The 16479-nt window shown below is 72.6% G+C and carries 13 protein-coding genes; 10 read left to right on the top strand and 3 right to left on the bottom strand.

Annotation, left to right across the window (positions count from 1 at the left end):
* Positions 1 to 13: 13 nt before the first annotated feature.
* Positions 14 to 1585: an alpha/beta hydrolase gene (locus P1P70_RS12340; protein ID WP_319236858.1), complete on the bottom strand. Its 1572-nt coding sequence runs from the start codon at positions 1583 to 1585 to the stop codon at positions 14 to 16.
* 147 nt (positions 1586 to 1732) lie between these two features.
* The gene (locus tag P1P70_RS12335; protein ID WP_319236857.1) at positions 1733 to 2776 is read right to left on the bottom strand and encodes an Rv2578c family radical SAM protein; all 1044 of its coding nucleotides are present in this window, start codon (positions 2774 to 2776) and stop codon (positions 1733 to 1735) included.
* 232 nt (positions 2777 to 3008) lie between these two features.
* On the opposite strand from P1P70_RS12335, the gene P1P70_RS12330 reads away from it, so the two are divergent.
* From P1P70_RS12330 to P1P70_RS12315, 4 genes are all read left to right on the top strand, one after another.
* A complete protein-coding gene (locus P1P70_RS12330) occupies positions 3009 to 3452 on the top strand; it encodes an SRPBCC family protein (RefSeq protein WP_319236856.1) in 444 nt (147 codons plus the stop codon).
* A 176-nt stretch (positions 3453 to 3628) separates the two neighbouring features.
* Positions 3629 to 6016, top strand: a complete 2388-nt coding sequence (locus P1P70_RS12325) for an MFS transporter (RefSeq protein WP_319236855.1) — start codon at positions 3629 to 3631, stop codon at positions 6014 to 6016.
* A gap of 174 nt (positions 6017 to 6190) precedes the next feature.
* Entirely contained in the window at positions 6191 to 8665 is a 2475-nt protein-coding gene (locus tag P1P70_RS12320) for a SpoIIE family protein phosphatase (protein WP_319236854.1), read from the top strand.
* Between the two features lie 178 nt (positions 8666 to 8843).
* A complete protein-coding gene (locus P1P70_RS12315) occupies positions 8844 to 9569 on the top strand; it encodes a class I SAM-dependent methyltransferase (RefSeq protein ID WP_319236853.1) in 726 nt (241 codons plus the stop codon).
* Between the two features lie 146 nt (positions 9570 to 9715).
* Here the strand turns inward: P1P70_RS12315 and P1P70_RS12310 are convergent, their stop codons facing one another.
* Positions 9716 to 10291: a dihydrofolate reductase family protein gene (locus P1P70_RS12310; RefSeq protein ID WP_319236852.1), complete on the bottom strand. Its 576-nt coding sequence runs from the start codon at positions 10289 to 10291 to the stop codon at positions 9716 to 9718.
* Positions 10292 to 10569: 278 nt separating this feature from the next.
* On the opposite strand from P1P70_RS12310, the gene P1P70_RS12305 reads away from it, so the two are divergent.
* From P1P70_RS12305 to P1P70_RS12280, 6 genes are all read left to right on the top strand, one after another.
* Positions 10570 to 11403: a M55 family metallopeptidase gene (locus P1P70_RS12305; protein WP_045556579.1), complete on the top strand. Its 834-nt coding sequence runs from the start codon at positions 10570 to 10572 to the stop codon at positions 11401 to 11403.
* A complete protein-coding gene (locus P1P70_RS12300; protein ID WP_319236851.1) occupies positions 11396 to 12727 on the top strand; it encodes a M20/M25/M40 family metallo-hydrolase in 1332 nt (443 codons plus the stop codon). Before P1P70_RS12305 ends, P1P70_RS12300 begins: the two co-directional genes overlap by 8 nt.
* Before the next feature lie 27 nt (positions 12728 to 12754).
* Positions 12755 to 14767 carry an LpqB family beta-propeller domain-containing protein gene (locus tag P1P70_RS12295; RefSeq protein ID WP_319236850.1) on the top strand — a complete coding sequence of 671 codons (2013 nt, stop codon included), beginning with the start codon at positions 12755 to 12757 and terminating at the stop codon, positions 14765 to 14767.
* 23 nt (positions 14768 to 14790) lie between these two features.
* Positions 14791 to 15720, top strand: a complete 930-nt coding sequence (locus P1P70_RS12290; RefSeq protein WP_319236849.1) for an LD-carboxypeptidase — start codon at positions 14791 to 14793, stop codon at positions 15718 to 15720.
* 148 nt (positions 15721 to 15868) lie between these two features.
* Complete coding sequence (locus P1P70_RS12285; protein WP_319236848.1) at positions 15869 to 16117, top strand: LapA family protein; 249 nt, start codon at positions 15869 to 15871, stop codon at positions 16115 to 16117.
* Positions 16118 to 16143: 26 nt separating this feature from the next.
* A partial coding sequence (locus tag P1P70_RS12280; RefSeq protein ID WP_319236847.1) for a GNAT family N-acetyltransferase occupies positions 16144 to 16479 on the top strand: 336 nt, incomplete at its 3' end.

Below are 16479 nucleotides of genomic sequence, written 5' to 3'. Positions count from 1 at the left end.
CCACGGCCGGGGCTCAGCCGCGGAAGCCCAGCAGGCCGTGCAGTGCCGAGCCCCGGGACGAGGCGGACGCGGCCTTGGTGCTCAGGGGCTTCGGGGCGGGGAGCTTCGCGCAGACGGCGTCGACCTCGCCCGTGCCGCGGGGCACCCTGCCGTCGGTCAGATACGCCGCCAGGTGCTTGTCCAGGCAGGCGTTGCCGCTCAGCGAGATGCCGTGGTTCCCGCCGCCCTGCTCGACCACCAGACTGGAGCCCCGCAGCAGCTGGTGCGTGACGACCCCGCCCTCGTACGGGGTGGCCGCGTCGTCCGTCGCCTGGAGGATCAGGACGGGCGGCAGCGCGGTGTTCGAGACGTCCACCGGGTCCAGGGCCTCGGTCGGCCAGAAAGCGCAGGGCGCGTTGTACCAGGCGTTGTTCCAGGCCATGAAGGGTGCCTTCTCGTGCACCGCCCAGTTGTCGTCGCGCCACTCGGCCCAGTCGCGCGGCCAGCGCGCGTCGCGGCACTGCACCGAGGTGTAGACGCTGTAGCCGTTGTCACCGGCCGCGTCGACGGCGCCGAAGTTCTCGTAGGCCTCGACCAGCGGGTCGTCGTTCTTCTTGTTCGCGTAGGCGGCGAACGCCTCGGCGAGATGGGGCCAGTAGCCGTCGTAGTAGCCGCCGGGCATGAAGGTGTCCTCCAGTTCGGAGGGGCCCACCTTGCCGTCCGCGGGCTTGCGGGCCAGCGCCGCCCGCATCGCGTACCACTTGGCCTCGATCTTCTCCGGGTCGGTGCCGAGCCGGTACGTCTTGTGGTTCTTGGCGATCCAGGCCATCAGCGCCCGGTGGCGGTCGTTGAACGCCTGGTCCTGGCGGAGGTTGTCGTCGTACCAGACGCCCGAGGGGTCGACGACCGAGTCCAGTACCGCGCGGCGCACCCGGTGCGGGAAGAGCTTGGCGTACACGGCGCCCAGATAGGTGCCGTACGAGTACCCGAAGTAGTTGATCTTCTTGGCGCCGAGGGCCGCGCGGATGGCGTCCATGTCCCTGACCGAGCTGACCGTGTCGATGAACGGCAGCACGTCCGCGTACTTCTTCGCGCAGGCGTCGGCGAAGGCCTTGGCGCGCTTGAGGTTGGCGCGCTCGGCCTTCGCGTCGACCGGCAGGGAGTCGGCGCGCACCGGCGCGAAATGGCCGGGCCGGCAGGTGAGCGCGGGCTTGCTGGACCCGACGCCGCGGGGGTCGAAGCCGATGACGTCGTACTGCGCCGCCACCTTCTTCGGCAGCGAGGACGCCACGAATCCGGCCAGGGTGCGGCCGCTGCCGCCGGGGCCGCCCGGGTTGACCACCAGGGGGCCCTGGTACTTCTTCGCCGTGTGCGGGACGCGGGACAGGGCGAGCGTGATCTTCCTGCCGTCCGGCTCCCCGTGGTTCAACGGCACTTTCAGGGTGGTGCACTGGAGCGTCGGGTAGTCGGCGGTGGCGCACTTCTTCCAGGCGAGCTTCGCCGTCGGCACGGCGGCCAGGGCGCCGTTCGCGCCGGCCGGGACCGCCGTGACCATTCCGGCCAGCACGGCGGCGGCACCGCACAGAGCAGCTGCGCGTTTCTTCATCGTCAGGCCTCCCAGGACGGAGGATTTCGGGCCGTGCAGACCACGGCCTTCGTCGCATCGTCCCGGAGCAGGCCCCCGAAGGAACTCGTTCCGGAGAGAGTTGACCCCATCGGGGGCGCGAGAAGCGCCCGGATGCCCCGAGGAGGGTCAGAGCAGCGTCAGCTGCGTCGGTGCCGTGTCGGGGACCGGCTCCGGCGCCACCGGCTCGCGCGCCGGTGTCCGTCGCGGAAGCTCCGCGCGCCTGGGTCCCATGCCGTACTCCTGGGCCAGCTCGTGGACCTGACGGGTGATCTGCCGCTGGTACCACTTGGGGGCGTAGGCGCCCTCCGCGTACAGCAGCTCGTACCGCCGTACGAGTTGGGGGTGGTGGCGTTCCAGCCAGGCCATGTACCACTCGCGGGCGCCGGGCCGCAGATGCAGCACCAGCGGGGTGACCGAGGTGGCGCCGGAGGCGGCGATCGCCCGCACGGTGGCGCGCAGCCGGTCGGGGTGGTCGCTGAGGAAGGGGAGCACGGGAGCCATCAGCACCCCGCAGCCGATACCGAGGTCGGTGAAGGCCCGCACCACGTCGAGCCGGCGCTCCGGGGCGGGTGTGCCCGGCTCGACCGTGCGCCACAGCTCGGGGTCGGTGAAGCCGACGGAGACCGAGATGCCGACCTCGGTGACCTCGGCGGCCTGACGGATCAGCTCCAGGTCGCGCAGGATCAGCGTGCCCTTGGTGAGGATCGAGAAGGGGTTCGCGTGATCACGCAGGGCGGTGATGATGCCCGGCATCAGGCGGTAGCGGCCTTCGGCGCGCTGGTAGCAGTCGACGTTGGTGCCCATGGCGATGTGCTCGCCGTGCCAGCGCGGTGCGGCGAGCTGCCGGCGCAGCAGCTCGGGCGCGTTGACCTTCACCACGATCTGCGAGTCGAAGTCGAGGCCCGTGTCGAGGTCCAGATAGCTGTGGGTCTTGCGGGCGAAGCAGTAGACGCACGCGTGGGAGCAGCCGCGGTAGGGGTTCACCGTCCATTCGAACGGCATCCGGGAGGCGCCCGGCACCCGGTTCACGATCGTCCTCGCCCGGACCTCGTGGAAGGTCATGCCGCGGAACTCGGGGGTGTCGAAGGTGCGGCTCGTCACCAGGTCCGCGCCGAACAGCGCGGCGTCCCGGGCCGTGGCGGGGTTCTCGGCCAGATGGTCCCAGCGCATGGACGCCTCCTCGGTTGCTCTCCCCCCAGAATAGAACACATGTTCCCTTGATCGTGCGAACTGGTTTTCGAACATCGTGTGGAGGTCTCGTCGGGGGCCCTCGGGGCCGCTCGATCCGAGGCCTCGGGGGCGTCCGCTCGGGGCCCTTGGGGCACCCCGATTTGGGCCGTCCGGCCGGGGGGTGGTTGGCTTTCCGCACATCCCCGAGTTACCAAGTGCTGGAGGAAGTGCAATGGCGCAGGTCGAGGCCACGACCGAACGAGTCGTAGCGGCGGACGCGGAGACGGTGTTCGACACCCTGGCCGAGTACAACGGCGCGCGCGAGAAGCTGATGCCGCAGCACTTCAGCGAGTACGAGGTGCGCGAGGGCGGCGACGGCGAGGGCACCCTCGTCCACTGGAAGCTCCAGGCCACCAAGAAGCGCGTGCGCGACTGCCTCCTGGAGGTCACCGAGCCCTCCGACGGCGAGCTCGTCGAGAAGGACCGCAACTCCTCCATGGTCACCGTCTGGCGGGTCACCCCGGCCGGCGAGGGCAGCTCCCGCGTCGTCGTCGTCACCACCTGGCAGGGCGCCGGCGGCATCGGCGGCTTCTTCGAGAAGACCTTCGCCCCCAAGGGCCTCGCCCGCATCTACGACGCCCTGCTCGCCAACCTCGCCGCCGAGGTCGAGAAGTAACCCGGAGCGGGAAGGATGCCCGGTCCAACGGGCGATCATCCGGGGCGCGTTGCCGTCCTCACCGGTTCGAGTGGATCTCCGTGACGCTCCCCGGAATGCCGTAACTCGCCGCACTTGCCGACAGTTGCCGCTTAACGCGGGAATTGTCGGTAAGTGCGACGAGGGGAGCGGTACGCATGGGCGCGACCACACTGGTGAAGGACGAGCCGACCACCACACCCGCTCCACCGCCACCGGCGGACGGACCTCCCCCGCTCGGTCCGCACCGCGTCCGGCTGGTCTTCTCCGCCCTGCTGCTCGTCCTGCTCCTCGCCGCGCTGGAGCAGATGGTCGTCGCCACCGCCCTCCCCGGGATCGCCGGTGAGCTGCACGGCGCGGACCGCCTGTCCTGGCCGGTCACGGCGTATCTCCTCACCGCCACCGTCACCCTTCCCGTCTACGGCAGACTCGGCGAACTCCACGGCCGCAAGGGCGTCCTGCAGTTCGCGCTCACGGTCTTCGTGGCCGGTTCCGCGCTCGCCGGGTTCTCCCGGACCATGGACCAGCTCATCGCGTTCCGCGCACTCCAGGGCATCGGCGCCGGCGGCCTCATGATCGGTGTGCAGGCGATCATGGCCGACATCCTGCCGTCCCGGAACCGGGGACGGTATCTGGGCCTGGTCGGCGCCGTGTTCGGCCTCGCCTCCGTCGCGGGCCCGCTCCTGGGCGGCCTCCTCATGGACCACCTCACCTGGCGGTGGTGCTTCCTCCTCAACGTGCCCGCCGGGCTCCTCGCGCTGGCCGTCGTCAGCTTCGCGCTGAGACTTCCGAGGCCCACGGCCGAGGGACGCCTCGACGTCCTCGGGGCCCTGCTGCTCGCCACCGCCTCGACCTGCGTGGTCCTGCTGGCGAGTTGGGGCGGCACCACGTACGCCTGGAACTCACGGCCCGTCCTCGGTCTCGCCGCCGGCGCGGTCGTCGCGACCGCCCTCTTCCTCGTCGTCGAGCGGATCGCGCCCCAACCCCTCGTCCCACTACGGCTGTTCCAGGACCCCGTCTTCGTCGTCACCGGCCTGGTCGGGATCGCCATCGGCATCGCCCTCTTCTGCGCCGCCGGTTACCTGCCGGTCCAGCTGCAGATGGCCGGCGGGATCTCCGCCACCGAGGCCGGGCTGCTGATGCTGCCGATGACGGCCGGCATCGTCGGCGCGTCCGTGATCTCCGGCAGGCTCATCGGCCGCACCGGGCACTACCGGACGTACCCCGTCCTCGGCTGCGCCCTGACCGCGCTCGGCGTGTGGCTGCTGTCCCGGCTGGAGACGGACCCGCCCCGGCTCCAGTTCGGCGTCTGGACCGCCGTCCTCGGCGCGGGCATCGGCATGGTGATGCCGGTTCTGATCCTCGCCGTGCAGAACTCCGTACGCCCCGAGGACATCGGGCCCGCCACCGCGGCCGGCAACTACCTCCGGCAGATCGGCGGCAGCGTGGGCGTGGCCGCCTTCGGCGCGCTCCTCACGGCCCGGCTGACCGACCGTCTCCCGCAGCGCGCGGGCGCCGTGCTCCCCGATCCCGGCTCCCTCACCCCGGACCTCGTCCACGCCCTGCCGGAGCCCCTGCGCGACGCCTACGTCCAGGCCTATGCGCAGGCCATGCCGAGGATCTTCCTGTACCTCACGCCGGTGCTCGTCCTCGGGCTCCTCGTCGCCTGTTTCCTCAAGGAGAGGATCCCTGTGCCCCTCGACGAGGTCGCCGACGACCACGCCTCCGAGCCCGGGCCTTCGGACTCGCCCTCCGCCCAGATCCCGCAGGCGCGTTCGCCGTACGCCCCCGGCGTCCCCGTCCGCGGCACGGTCCAGCACTCCGACGGCTCCGTCGTGCCCCGGGCCGCGCTCACCCTCATCGACGCCGGAGGCCGGCAGACGGGGCGCGGCGGCAGCGGCGACGACGGGCGGTACGCGCTGTCCACGCCCGGGCCGGGGGCGTACGTGCTGATCGCGGCCGCCGGGGGCCACCAGCCGCAGGCCGTGAGCGTCACCGTCGGGGAGCGGCCCGTCGAGGTCGACATCGTGCTCGGTGGCGCGGGACGCCTGGCCGGGACGGTACGGACGGCGGACGGCCGGGCGGTGGGCGACGCGACCGTCACGCTCACCGATGTGCACGGCGAGGTCGTCGTGACCACCCGCAGCGGGGAGGAGGGCGAGTACCTCATCACGGAGCTGGTCGCCGGGGAGTACACCCTCGCCGCCGGCGCCCACTCCTACCGGCCCGCCGCGCTGCCCGTCACCGTCCGGGCCGCCCGCGAGACGCGCCAGGACATCGAGCTCACCGGGGGCGCCGTCCTGCGGGGCACGGTCCGCGCCGCGGGCGGCCGGCCGGTGGAGGACGCCCGCGTGACCCTCCTCGACGCCGCCGGGAACGTCGTCGACACGATCACCACCGGCATCGACGGGACCTTCCGCTTCGTCGACCTCTCCTGCGGCGAGTACACGGTCATCGCCACCGGGTACCCGCCCGTCGCGACGGTGCTCCAGGTCGTCTCGGGCTCCAGGACGGAACAGGACCTCCACCTCGGGTACGCGGACTGAGGGGCCGGACACGCGGGGGGCGTGCGAGTCATCGTGCGCCGCCCGCGTGGCCTGCGCGCGCCGGAGGCTCCTACGGGGCAATTCGCGTATTGCCACACATCGCAACGCTACTCAGCCGTACGGTAGTGAGGGCGGCGCAGATCTTGCGAGCCGTGGGGAGAAAGGGCCTTGGCCATGGACCGTGGCACCGACACGGGCGCGACTACCGGCCCGGGAGCCGGTCACGAGACGCCGGAGCACGGCGCGGCCGGCCGGATTCCCCTCGCCGTGGTCGTCGTCGACCGCGCCGGGCTCGTGTCGCACTGGAGCTCCGGCGCACGCCGGCTCTTCGGCACGGCCAAGGACGACGCGGTGGGCCACCCCGCCCTCGACCTGCTGCCCGTCTCCGGCGCCCTCCCGGACGAGGACGACAGCCCGTCCCGCGCGGCCTACGGCGCGTACGACGCCCTCGGGCAGGACCCTTTCGGGCACGATCTGGGGACCTCGCTCGACGGGCAACTGTCCTACCCGGCGGCCGGCCGCGCCCGCCTCACCGTGCCCGGCCGCGACCGGATCGACGTCCTGTGGTGGGCGTACCCCCTGGTCGGCCCCGGCCGGGAACGGCTCCTGGTGCTGGCCGCCGACGCCGAGACCCTGCGGCGCGAGGACGGGGCGGTCGTCGCCGTCGAACGCATCGCCCCCGGCTTCGCCCTGCACACCGACTTCCCCGGCGCCGAGGAGCTCGCCCGCAGGCTCCCCGAGATCCTGCCCAGCATGAGCGTCGACGAGAGCGCCCGCATCGTCGCCCAGGTCCTCGAACTGGGCTATCCGGTGCTGGAGTTCAGCCAGAACGACCGGGTGCCCGTCACCCCCGACTGGGGCGTGCCCCGGCGCGCGGAGCGACGGGCCCGCCGTGCACGGGCCGCGCGCGCCGTCGCGGAGGGGCTGCCGGTGCCGGCCGACGCGCGGGACGAGCGCGAGGACCTCGAACACGCGGCCGTACGCGAGCGCCTGGAGTTCCTCAACGAGGTCAGCGGACGCATCGGCACCTCCCTCGACCTCTCCCGGACCATCGTCGAGGTCAGCAGGGCGGTCGTGCCCCGCTTCACCGACGTCGCCGGCACGTATCTGCGCGAACAGGTCGTCGCCGGTGAGGGGTTCCCGGACGGGGTGCCCGACACGACGACCATGTGGCACCGGGTGGCCGTCGAGCACACGGACGAGCCGGGCCGCTGGGACGACGTCGTCCCCGTCGGCGAGGCCATGCCGTTCCCGGCGCACACCCCGTTCTTCCAGTGCATGACCACCGGCGAGCCCGTCCTCGTGCCGCGCATCAGCGAGCAGATGGGGCACGCGATCGCCACGCAGTTCGAGAAGCGCGACATCCGCCCGCTGATCACGGGCCGCTCCATGCTGGTCGTGCCCCTGAAGGCCCGCAACGTCGTCCTAGGCTTCATGATCCTGCTGCGCCACCCGGAGCGCGAGGTCTTCGACGACATGGACCGCGTCACCGGCGCCGAACTCGCCGCCCGCGCGGGCCTCGTCCTCGACAACGCCCGCATGTACACCTACCAGGAGAACGTCGCCGAGACGCTCCAGGACAGCATGCTGCCGCAGATCGAGGCCCACATGACGGGCTGCGACATCGCCACCCGCTATCTGCCGGGCACCCTGCTCGGACGGGTCGGCGGCGACTGGTTCGACTCGGTGAAGCTGCCGGGCGCCCGCACCGCCCTGGTCGTCGGCGACGTCATGGGGCACGGCCTCAACTCCGCCGCGATGATGGGGCAGTTGCGCACGGCCGTGCAGACCATGGCCGCCCTCGACCTGCCGCCCGCGCAGCTCCTGCGCAACCTCGACGACCTCGCCCAGCGCCTCGGCGAGCACTATCTCGCGACCTGCCTCTACGCCGTCTACGACCCCATCGCCGGCGAACTCCACCTCGCCAACGCCGGGCACATCCCGCCCGTGCTGGTCCGCGCGGTGGACGGCCGCAGCGAACTCCTCGACCTTCCGACCGGCGCCCCCATCGGCGTCGGAGGAGTCGCTTTCGAGGCGGTACGCGTGCGCGTGGACCCCGGCGACCGGCTCGTGATGTGCACCGACGGGCTGGTCGAGATGCGCGGCGAGGACATCGGCGTGGGCCTCGCGACGCTCTGCGAGTCGGCCGCCCACCCGGCCGCCTCCATGGACGACGCCTGCGACACCATCATCCGCGCCCTCAACACCCGCGGCGGCCGCAAGGACGACGTGGCCCTGCTGATGGCACGGCTGGGCGGCATCGAGCCCGAGGACGTGGCCGAGTGGCGTCTCGCCCCCGACCCGGCCGAGGCGGCCCGCGCCCGCGCCGCCGTCCGCGAACAACTCTGCGTCTGGGGCCTCGACGCCCTCACGGACACCACCGTGCTCCTGGCCGGCGAACTCGTGACCAACGCCGTACGGCACGCGCGCGGGCGCCGCGTCGAACTGCGACTGGTCCGTGGCGACACCCTGCTGTGCGAGGTCTACGACGACGACCCCACCCTGCCGACCCTGCTCAGCGCGGCACCGACCGACGAGTCCGGCCGGGGACTGCGTGTCCTCACCACCCTGGCCCGCGAATGGGGGACCAGCCGGACGGGCGCGGGCAAGACCGTGTGGTTCGAACTGACCCTGCCACGGCGGCGCTGACACGCGGGCGAGGCCTGCCCGCACCGGCTTCCGACCGGGGCGTGCGGGGCGCTCGGGGGCGCGCGTGAGCCGGACGGGGGATGAAGGTACGCGCACGGTGCTTGTCTGCGGCTGCCGGGCACGGTAGACCGATCTGGGCCGTCGGAGCGGCGGCCGTGTCGCTGGTCGGGGGTGTGGCATGAGCGTGACGAGTCGGTACCGGGAGGCCTGGGAGGGGTTCTGGCGGGAGGCTCCCGACGAACCGGGCGCCGTCTTCTGGGACGCCGGGCCCGAACGGACCGCAGCCGTCCATCTGGCGCTCTTCGAGCCGTACTTGACGGCGGCCGCCCTCCCCCTCGTCGACCTCGGCTGCGGCAACGGCACCCAGACCCGCTACCTGGCCGACCGCTTCCCCCGCGTCATCGGCGCCGACCTCTCCACCGCCGCCCTCGACCTGGCCCGCCGAGCCGACCCCGACGGCCGGGCCGACTACCGGGTGCTCGACGCGGCCGACAAGACGGACGCCGAAGCCCTCCACGCCGACCTCGGCGACGCCAACGTCTATGTGCGCGGCGTCCTCCACCAGTGCGAGCCCGACGACCGCCAACGCCTCGTCGACACCGTCGCCACGCTGCTGGGTGAACGCGGCCGGGTCTGCCTCGTCGAGCTCTCCGAGGCCGCGAAACCCGTCCTCATGGGCCTCGCGGCCGACCCGGCCGGCCCTCCCGCCAAGCTCGCCCCGATCTTCCGCCACGGCATCGCCCCCGGCGAGGTCACCGACGCGGCGGTCCCGGAGTACCTGCGCGCCGCCGGCCTCACCCTCGTCACCAGCGGCGAACTCCCGCTGGTCACCACGGAACACACGGCCGAGGGAACCCGTCTCGAACTGCCGTCCAGGTGGTACGTGGCGGGGCGCACGGCTTGAGGCCGAGCGTCGCGGGTGGACGGCGAGTGACGACACCCCGGCCCCCCGCCTCGGTGGACAGCGCCTGTGGACAGTGCCTGCGGTGGCCGGCAGAGGCGCTGGGAGGGCCGGCGGCGGGGCTCGACACGGCTGGACGACGACCCAGGTCAATGGAGCGTGGGTCGGTAGACGAGCTCCTGGATGTGACCGTCGAGGGTGCGGTGCTCGATCAGCTCCAGATCGAAGTCGGCCGCACCCCGGAAGATCGGGTCCAGCCCGGTCTCACCGGTGATGACGGGGAAGAGCGTCACCTGCAAGCGGTCGACCAGGCCGGCGGCCATCAGCGCCCGGTTCATCGACAGGCTGCCGTGCGAGCGCAGCGGCACCTCGGACTCCGCCTTGAGCCGGGCGACGACATCGACGGCGTCACCGCTCACGACGGTCGCGTCCGGCCAGTCGAGGGGGCCCGCCAGCGTCGTGGACACCACCGTTGCCGGCAGGCTCCTCATACGAGTGACCCATGGGTCACGCACGTCGGACTCCTCGGTGCTCGCGGCCAGCATCCCCGCGAATGCCCGATAGGTGTTGGCCCCGAAGACCATCCGCTGCTCCGGGCCGTACTGGGCGAGGCGGTGGTCGAGCAACTCGGGGCCCTGCTTGCCCCAGTAGCCGGTCCAGTCGGCGCCGGCGGCGCCGTAGCCGTCGAGGCTGGAAAAGACGTCGAAGGTGTAGGCGGCGGTCATGTCGTTCTCCTCGGGTGCGGTTGATCGGTTCGGTCACCGTGGCACCCCAAAGACCCGGCACGCTTCCGAAACTCATCGGCGTGCCCACCACAACAGGCTTCGAGCACTCAAAGGAAGGAACCGGGGGCGCGAACGGCCTCCGGACGTCCGGCACCAACCCGCCGTGCCGTCTGCAGCGTGACGGTGCGTGCAACGGGCAGTACGCCCGGGCCGTCGCCGCCTGGCCGCGCGGGGAAGGCGGCTGCCCTTCCCCGCGCCGACGCGTAACGTGAAGCAGCATGAAGATCCTCATCAGCGCCGACATGGAGGGCGCCACCGGTGTCACCTGGCCGGCCGACGTGCTGCCGGGGACACCGCAGTGGGAGCGGTGCCGTTCCATGTTCACCTCGGACGTGAACGCCGCCGTGCTCGGCTTCCTCGACGGCGGGGCCGACGAGGTGCTGATCAACGAGGCGCATTGGACCATGCGCAATCTGCTGCTGGAGGAGCTGGACGAGCGCGCGCAGATGCTCACCGGGCGGCACAAGGCGCTGTCCATGGTGGAGGGCGTGCAGCACGGGGACGTGGACGGCATCGCCTTCGTCGGCTACCACGCGGGTGCCGGGATGGAGGGCGTCCTCGCCCACACCTACCTGGCGAACTCCATCACCGGGGTGTGGGTGAACGACGAGCGGGCCAGCGAAGGGCTGCTCAACTCGCATGTGGTGGCCGAGTACGGGGTACCGGTGGTGCTGGTGACCGGCGACGACGTGGCGTGCGAGGACGCCCTGGGCTATGCGCCCGAGGCGCTCAAAGTCGCGGTCAAGGACCATGTGTCGCGGTATGCGGCGGTGTGCCGCACCCCGGCGAGAACGGCCGCCGACATCCGCGCGGCGGCGAAGGAGGCGGCGGCGCTCGCCGTACGGCACGCACCGGTCAGGGGCGGCCCGTTCACCGTGGCGCTGGAGTTCGACGCCGAGCACCTCGCGATGGCCGCGACCGTGGTGCCCGGGGTGGTCCGTACCGGTGAACGCAAGGTCGCGTACACCAGCCCGACCATGTACGAGGGAATCCGCACCTTCAAGGCGGTCACCACGATCGTCTCGGCCGCGGTGGAGGAGACATATGGCTGAGCAGACGGCACCCGTGGACCAGCGGGCGCTGGACGAGGTGGTCCGGTTCACCTCCGACCTCATCCGGATCGACACCACCAACCGCGGCGGCGGGGACTGCCGGGAGCGGCCGGCCGCCGAGTACGCCGCCGCACTGCTGGCCGAGGCGGGCCTGGAGCCCACGCTGCTGGAGCGCACCGCCGGCCGGACCAACGTGGTGGCGCGGATCGAGGGCACCGACCCGTCGGCGGACGCCCTGCTCGTCCACGGTCATCTGGACGTCGTGCCCGCCCAGGCTGCCGACTGGACCGTGCACCCGTTCTCCGGGGAGATCCGCGACGGCGTGGTCTGGGGACGGGGCGCGGTCGACATGAAGAACATGGACGCGATGATCCTCGCCGTCGTACGGCAGTGGGCGCGCACCGGCGTACGCCCCCGCCGGGACCTCGTGATCGCGTTCACCGCCGACGAGGAGGCGAGCGCCGAGGACGGATCCGGGTTCCTCGCCGACCGGCACGCCGCTCTCTTCGAGGGCTGCACCGAGGGCATCAGCGAGTCGGGGGCCTTCACCTTCCACGACGGCGGCGGCCGCCAGATCTACCCGATCGCGGCGGGGGAGCGCGGCACCGGCTGGCTGAAGCTCACCGCGCGCGGCCGCGCCGGCCACGGCTCCAAGGTGAACCGGACCAACGCGGTGACCCGCCTGGCGGCGGCCGTCGCCCGGATCGGCGCGCACGAGTGGCCCCTGCGGCTCACCCCGACCGTCCGCGCGGCCCTCACCGAACTCGCCGCGTTGTACGGCGTGGAGGCCGACCTCGACGCCCCGGGCGGCGTCGACCGGCTGCTCGACAAGCTCGGCCCGGCCGCCGCCCTGGTCGAGGCGACCGTGCGCAACAGCGCCAACCCGACCATGCTGGACGCCGGTTACAAGATCAACGTGATCCCGGGGGAGGCCGCCGCCCGTGTGGACGGACGGTATCTGCCCGGCGGCGAGGACGAGTTCAGGGAGACCCTCGACCGGCTCACCGGACCGGACGTGGACTGGGAGTACGAACACCGGGAGGTCGCCCTCCAGTCACCGGTGGACTCGACGACGTACGCGCGGATGCGGGCCGCCGTCGAGGAGTTCGCGCCCGAGGGGCACGTGGTGCCGTACTGCATGCCGGGCGGCACGGACGCCAAGCAGTTCTCACGGCTCGGCATCACCGGCTACGGCTTCTCGCCGCTGAAGCTTCCCGAGGGCTTCGACTACGCGGCGCTCTTCCACGGCGTCGACGAGCGCGTCCCGGTGGAGGCGCTCCACTTCGGCGTCCGTGTGCTCGACCGCTTCCTGCGGGCGGCCTGACCGATGGGACTCGGGGGACGAAGGGACATGGGGGACAAGGTGCAGACCCTGGCGTACGGTTCGTGGCCCTCGCCGATCGACGCGGCGCTCGCCGCCGCGCACGACGGGCATCCCGAGTTCGTCGGCTTCGTCGGCGACGAGGCCTGGTGGACGGAGCCCCGGCCCACCGAGGGCGGCAGACGCACCCTGGTGCGGCGCACGGCCGACGGCACGGAGGCGTCGGTCCTGCCGGCCCCGTGGAACGTGCGCAGCCGGGTCATGGAGTACGGCGGGCAGCCCTGGGCCGGGGTCCTGCGGGACACCGGCCCCTTCGTGGTCTTCGTGAACTTCGCCGACCAGCGCCTCTACGGTTTCGAGCCGGGCGGCGAGCCCCGGCCGCTCACCCCGGTGTCGCCGGTAGGCGGCGGGCTGCGCTGGGTGGACCCGATGCCGCACCCGGAACGGGACGAGGTGTGGTGCGTCCTGGAGGAGTTCACCGGCGAGGGGCCCACCGACGTACGGCGGGTCGTCGCCGCGGTACCGCTGGACGGCTCGGCGGCCGAGGACCGCGGCGCCGTGCGGGAGCTGACCGACGACAGCAGGCGGTTCGTCACCTGCCCCCGTCTCTCGCCGGACGGCCGCCGTGCCGCCTGGCTCGCGTGGGACCACCCCCGGATGCCGTGGGACGGCACGTCCCTGCTGGTCGCCGAGGTGACCGGTGACGGTCGGCTCGGCACGCCCCGGCCCGTCGCGGGCGGCCCGGAGGAGTCGGTCGCCCAGGTCGACTGGGCGGGCGACGGCACCCTCGTGTACTCCAGCGACACCACCGGCTACTGGAACCTCTACCGCCTCGACCCTGATCACCCCGATCCTGACCGCCTCGACCCCGACGGCGGCGGCCGCACGGCCCTCTGTGCCCGGGAGGAGGAGTTCGGCGGCCCGCTGTGGAAGGTCGGCTGGCGCTGGTTCGCGCTGCTGGAAGGCGGGCTCGTCGCCGTGATCCACGGGCGGGGCGCCACCGCGCTCGGCGTCCTCGACCTGGAGACCGGCCAGGTCGTGGACGCGGCCGGACCGTGGACCGAGTTCGCCCCCTCGCTCGCCGTGCGCGGCGGCCGGGTCCTCGGCATCGGCGCCAGCCCCCGCAGCGCGTACGAGGTGGTCGAGCTGGACGCCGCCACCGGCGACGCCCGGGTGATCGGCGCCGCGCACGACGACCCGGTGGACCCCTCCCACTACCCCGAACCCCAGATCCGCAGCTTCCTCGGCCCCGCCGGACGCGAGATCCACGCACACGTCTACCCGCCCCACAACCCCGGCTGCGTCGCCTTCAGCACCGAGCTGCCGCCCTACGTCGTCTGGGCGCACGGCGGGCCCACCAGCCGCGCGCCGCTGGTCCTGGACCTCGCGATCGCCTACTTCACCTCACGCGGCATCGGCGTCGCCGAGGTCAACTACGGGGGGTCCACCGGATACGGGCGGGAGTACCGCAACCGGCTGCGCGAGCAGTGGGGCGTCGTCGACGTCGAGGACTGTGCGGCCGTGGCGCTCGCCCTCGCCGACGAGGGCACCGCCGACCGGACCAGGTTGGCCATCAGGGGCGGCAGCGCGGGCGGCTGGACCGCCGCCGTGTCCCTGACCGCGACCGACGTCTACGCCTGCGGAACGATCCTGTATCCCATCCTCGACCTCGCGAACTGGGGGTCGGGGGAAACGCACGACTTCGAGTCGCGGTACCTGGAGAGCCTGGTCGGGTCCCTGGCCGAGGAACCGATGCGGTACGCGGAGCGGTCGCCCACCGAGCACGCGGACCGGATCACCGCGCCGTTCCTGCTGCTCCAGGGCCTCGACGACGTGATCTGTCCGCCCGCGCAGTGCGAGCGGTTCCTGGCCCGGCTCGACGAGCGGAGGGTGCCGCACGCCTACCTCGCCTTCGAGGGGGAGGGGCACGGCTTCCGGCGGGCGGAGACGATGGTGCGGGTCCTGGAGGCGGAGCTCTCGCTGTACGCGCAGGTCTTCGGGTTGAATCCTCCGGGTATCCCTACTCTGGAGCTCGCCAAGTGACACCCGTGACACCAGTAACGCCCGTGACCCCGCTGACCAGACCCGCTCGCCTCGTGCCCGGCGCCCGGGTGGCCGTCGTCGCGCCCAGCGGGCCGGTGGTCGAGGAGCGGCTCAGCGCCGGGCTGGACCTGCTGCGCGGCTGGGACCTCGATCCTGTCGTGGCGCCCCACACGCTGGACCGGCACCCCGAGTTCCCCTATCTCGCGGGCACGGACGCCGACCGTGCCGCCGACTTCCAGAACGCCTGGTGCGACCCGTCCGTGTCCGCCGTGCTGTGCGCCCGCGGCGGCTACGGCGTGCAGCGGATGGTCGACCTGCTCGACTGGGACGCGATACGGGCGGCGGGCCCCAAGACCCTCGTCGGGTTCAGTGACATCACCGCCCTGCACGAGGCGTTCGCCACCAGGGCCGGGCTGGTCACCCTGCACGGACCCATGGCCGCGGGCGTCGACTTCCTCAAGAACAGCCGGGCCCAGGAGCACCTGCGCGCCACCCTGTTCTCCCCCGAGACGGTCCGCACGATCCGGGCCGTCGAAGGGAGCACCGCCCTCGTACCGGGCCGCGCGCGGGGCGTGCTCCTCGGCGGTTGCCTCTGCCTGCTCGCCGCCGAGCTGGGCAGTCCCCACGCCCGGCCCTCCGCCCGGGGCGCCCTGCTCTGCCTGGAGGACGTCGGCGAGGAGACCTACCGACTCGACCGCTACCTCACCCAGCTCCTGCGCGCGGGGTGGCTCGACGGGGTCGCCGGCATCGTCCTCGGGTCCTGGGCGGAGTGCGAGCCGTACGAGAAGGTGCGGGCGCTGCTCGTCGACCGGCTCGGCGGGGTCGGGGTGCCGATGGTGGAGGAGTTCGGATTCGGACACGGGGAAGGGGCGCTGACGATCCCCTTCGGGGTGACGGCGGAGCTGGACGCGGAGGCGGGGACGCTGACACTGGACGAGCCGGCCCTGCTCTGACGCCCCCTCGCCACCGCTCGGCTCCCTGATCCACCGCCCGTCCCGCCCCTCCGCTCGGGCCTCCGGCTCCACCGCTCGGCTCCCCGGCCCGCCTCCCGGGGACGGCTCCCGTCAGGCGCATCCCGCTGGCTCGCGTCATCCTGGAGACATGAGCCCGAAGACATCGAAGCGAGTCGGGACGCACGGGCGGAAGCGGTGGAGCGAGACGCTGACCCCCGGCAGGGTTCTCGTGGGCCTGCTCGCCGTCCTCGCGCTCGTCTTCGTCTTCCAGAACACCCGGAGCACCGACATCCAACTGCTGGTCTCCGAGGTCACCATGCCCCTGTGGCTGGCGCTCCTCGGGACGGGCCTGGTCGGGGCGGTGTGCGGGGCGTACTTCATGAGACGGCGCGGGTGACGCCTGTCCGGACGTACCGTGGCGGGGTGTCCGAGAACGTTCGTCACCTCATCGAAGGCCCCCGCGTCGCGATCCGGCGCTTCACTCCCGAGGACGGGCCCGAGTTCGTCGCACGGGTGCGGGAGAGCAGGGAACTGCACCGGCCGTGGCTGTTCCCGCCGGCCACACCCGCGGCGTACACCGCGTACGCGGGACGGCTCATCGAGGATCCGACCAAGGCCGGGTTCCTGGTGTGCGAGAAGGACGGAGGAGGCATCGCCAGCTTCATCAACATCAACAACATCGTGGAGGGCGGTTTCCAGAGCGGCGCCCTCGGCTACGGGGCCTTCGCCCATGCCGCCGGGCGGGGGCTGATGGGGGAG

This window comes from Streptomyces sp. MB09-02B (assembly GCF_033794485.1).
Taxonomy (GTDB): domain Bacteria; phylum Actinomycetota; class Actinomycetes; order Streptomycetales; family Streptomycetaceae; genus Streptomyces.
The sequence above is the reverse complement of the archived record's forward strand: the minus strand, read 5'-3'. Positions and strand labels throughout refer to the sequence as shown.